At 32.9% G+C, this 4,355-nt stretch carries 2 protein-coding genes; both read left to right on the forward strand.

The genetic code is table 11. From position 1 onward, the window contains the following. Positions 1-3,054 precede the first annotated feature (3,054 nt). Positions 3,055-4,086, forward strand: coding sequence for an ABC transporter ATP-binding protein (locus tag ACRCJ0_RS09885; RefSeq protein ID WP_431390327.1), 1,032 nt, complete (start codon positions 3,055-3,057; stop codon positions 4,084-4,086). Further along, positions 4,086-4,355: ATP-binding cassette domain-containing protein (locus ACRCJ0_RS09890; RefSeq protein WP_431390328.1), on the forward strand; the 270-nt coding region annotated here is incomplete at its 3' end. The genes ACRCJ0_RS09885 and ACRCJ0_RS09890, both read left to right, overlap by 1 nt.

The following is a 4,355-nucleotide window of genomic DNA, read 5'->3' on the forward strand; positions in this document are numbered from 1 at the left end:
TTAAAACCTTATTATTATATAAGCATTTTGAAAAATAGATAAGCTCCTACAGTTGCTATGGCCTTGTCTTTGTCTTTGGGAAGGAAATATAAATATTTTAACCTTTTTAAGTAGAAAATAGATATTAGATTCTTTAAATCTGTATCGTTCATGTCTTAATAAAAATATCAAAGTCAAAAACTTCTTTAAGAAATACCCAATATGATTGTTTCACGTGAAACATTCGTATTAATGATAGCGAGTCTTCAAGATTACAAGTTCTATAAAGTATATGCTCTCCGATACAGGAATAGGAATCTTCCCACAGTCTACTAACAAATGATTCTAACGAAGTCATATTTCTTCTATCAATTTACCTTTGATTAATCTTATCCACCTAGCAAGTTAATCCTAAAAGCAACTGATTATTATACAGAGGCCTATCAATATTCACTAGAAGCTACTTGTTCACCGTACCTCAAATTGATGAATGAAAGCAATTATCCAATAGCTAGCTGCTAGCTACAATTAGAATGGATTTTGTCCAAAATTTCTTTTTATCATTACTAGCTCTATACCAACTATGATTTTTATTAGGATAAGAATGGATACAACTTCCGTAAATCTCTGATTGATAATCCCAAGAATTTTGCCGATAGCTTGATTAGTACCGTCGAAGTTGTTTAATCATTAGTCACATATCTTTATATGGTAACTACCTATAGAATAAACCAGATATGATTAACTAACGGCCTTAATGGCAATAGAATGGAATGCTACATAAACTCTCTATTCCTTACCACGAGTCGATATTGAAAATAAGTCGACAATTAATGATGTTTCACGTGAAACATCATGGAAGGTCAAATTGACTTCCAGTATATTGGAGTTATGAAGTAGCTACTATATAATCTTAAATCAGCAGAACTCATACGGTCAGTCTTATCTATATTAATTAGAAATTTAACTTACCAGCTATTGAATAGCTACAAATACATCAATACATCAACACATCAACACATCAATACATCAATACATCAATACATCAACACATCAATACATCAATACATCAATACATCAATACATCAATACATCAATACATCACATTTTCTACTACACTTAGACTTTAATGAATTTCTTTAGTTTACTACTATAGAATGTTTTAGAATAACACACAGTACACAGTGCTAAAAATAAATATTTATGTCACGGAAAACTCAATATACGCCATTAAAATCTCTTACCACTAGTATTTTGCCTTTACCTGCAACATATAAATCCTATTAATCTTACAACCTTCTATTTAATACTAACCGGGTCTTCTTTTATGGAGGAGGTTTGTTTCACGTGAAACATAATTAATCACGCTTTTTTTCTATGTTTATAAAAATATTTTTTTGTAAAAAAAAAGAAAGTAAAAAATTATTCATCAATGTAATTTAGTAACTAAGACATCCATCTATAGCAGCAACCATGAGCGACTAATAATTATTCCTAATATATCGAATGTTATCCAAATGTGGCGAGGGTCTATTGCTTTTTTCTCTTTAAACATTGATTTGGAAAGATCACCCAGAGTTAATCAGTTTGTATAAGGGTTTTATAAACCTTAGGCATTTAACAGTTACGACACATAGAGGATAGACGGATTTTTGAACGTTTCACGTGAAACATTTCTCTATATTTATGAAAAATCCTAATTAAAGATGTCAGCATCTAAAAAAAAACATAAGTCATTCTATAATCAAAGAAACTTTTGTAACTAATTGTAGTGTAGTAAAGCATCGATTTTACTTCTAACAGATGAAGGAAATGGTGAATGGTGATTGATTTTAGAAACCGGTACCCTACAAACTGTCTAAAATAAGCCTTATTAATAGGATATTAGCCAAAAAATACAGTGAAAAACTCATGTATTAACCCTTTAATGAACAAGACCTTGGTCAATCATAATATATAAGAGAAATTCAATAAATAGATCCTTATTAATTCTTGCCTGCTACTAAAAAATTACCAATTAAGTAAGGATTGGAATAAGATAAGCAAGTAAGAAGGGCGCGCTTATTAATACAGTTCCACGTGAAATGTCATTAAAACCAAGCAACAGATAATTCTTCTTATTCTACTTTTCTAGGTTATATTTATACTTTTCTCTCCGTTATTCACTTATTTCAAGTGTAACTAATATTGTACCCATTCTAAATTCTCCTTAACTTCCCCTATTAGATTGTAATATTCATTCTTAAAATATATCAATGCTTTGCTTTCTTCTTCTTTATGCAAACTCATTTGCTTGTGAAATTTCACATCTATATTCACTTGAAAGAGATACGCCACCCATTCTTTTCTACTTTTGCTGCCAAATGAATATATCTCTTTACTTTTATACGAATAATCACCATCTTTTAATTGCTTATCTTTTATCTAATTTTACCTCTCTTACCCTATTTTTTTACTTAAAGCCACTTTCAACCCATAGTCTCTTTTTAAAAATTGCAATCTTTTCATATAAACTCCCCTCACTGTACTACAACAATTAGTTTTCGTATATGTTATATATCCTTACATGAAATAGACTATTTTTGCTTTTTATTTAATTTTCAAACACTTATATACCGTCAATTTATCCACATCATTATGCTGCCATTTTTAACAACAGGTTTCATGTGAAACATGCACTTCATTAAAAATAGTCGATTAGAATCTAGTTTCCACATGTGAATAAACCATCTATACACAGAAATCTACTCAAAATTTTGATTTCTATCCACAAGGCAATTGCTTACAGCAACAGGGGAATTCGAATGAATTTTCGACTTAGTCACAGGCTTATCCACAAACACATGTTTCCTATTTTGATTATGATTTTCAAGAGGCTTAATTCATTTCTCTTCCTATTATTAAAACAATAAGAGATAGTATTAAAAACGATTAATAAAAATATTAATAACTTATGAACAAAATGCTATTTTTTCTTGAAATTTTATTCTAGTTCATGCAAAGTATCTTAAAATCTAAATGATTAGAATTAAATTATAAAATTTATTGAAATATCATTTTAAAGGAGCTGAAACCATGTCCTCTAACCAGGTATTATTAGAAATTAATCATTTACATACAGGATTTCGTTTTGGCGATGAGTACTTTAATGCTGTCGATGATGTTACTTTGACTTTGAATGAGAATGAAGTCCTTGCCATTGTAGGGGAGTCAGGATCTGGTAAAAGTACTTTAGCTACCTCGATTGTTGGCTTACATAATCGAGCGAATACGCAAATCCAGGGAGAAATTCTCTATAGAGGGAATAATCTTTTAGAAAATACTGAAGCGCAGTTTAACAAAATTAGGGGAAATGATATTGGGATGATTTTCCAGGATCCTTTAGGTTCTTTAAACCCCTTGATGACAATACAAGATCAAATCGAAGAAACATTATTGTATCATTCTGATTTATCCAAATCTCAACGCCTTGCAAGGGTGGAGGAGCTATTAACACAGGTTCAAATCCCTCATCCAAAACGTGTGATGAAACAATATCCGCATGAATTGTCTGGTGGTATGCGCCAACGTGTAGTGATTGCTATTGCTTTAGCAAACAAGCCAGCCATTATTATTGCGGATGAGCCGACTACTGCCTTAGATGTGACTGTGCAGGCGCAAATCCTAGATTTAATGAATGATATTCAAGATGAGACGGGATCTGGCATCCTATTAATTACTCATGATTTAGGGGTAGTTGCACAAACGGCTGATAAGGTCGCCGTGATGTATGCAGGTGAGGTAGTTGAGATTGCTGATGTATTTGAACTGTTTAATAATCCAAAACATCCTTATACGCGATCACTACTGAATTCAGTGCCACACGAGCTTGAGAATGAGGAAGATGAACTTCATGTTATTCAAGGGACTGTGCCTTCACTGCAAAACCTGCCAAGAAGTGGTTGCCGTTTTGCCAGTCGTATTCCATGGATTGGTGATAGTGAGCATGAAGAAAATCCGACCATGCATGAGCTGGCCCCGAATCATTTCGTGAAATGTACTTGTTGGCAGCATTTCCATTTTCCTGAGGAAGCGGATGTTGCGGACTTGAAGGAAGGGGTCGAGTAATGGGATTTATTGAAGTAAAAGATTTGAAAGTACATTATCCTATTCGCGGCGGATTCTTTAATACAGTACAGGACAATGTGCTTGCCGTGGATGGTGTTGATTTAGAAATTGAAAGTGGTAAAACTTACGGCCTAGTTGGTGAATCAGGTTCTGGTAAGACGACTATCGGTCGTGCCATTATCGGTTTGGAGAAGGCGACTGCTGGACAGATTTTATATGAAGGAACCGATGTCACCAATAAGGCGCGGAAGCGGTCTGGTAAATACGGT

The organism is Aerococcus sp. L_32, assembly GCF_050689315.1.

Excerpts from the sequence above, each read along its gene's own strand:
- ACRCJ0_RS09885 (WP_431390327.1), top strand. The coding sequence starts at position 3,055 with ATGTCCTCTAACCAGGTATTATTAGAAATTAATCATTTACATACAGGA.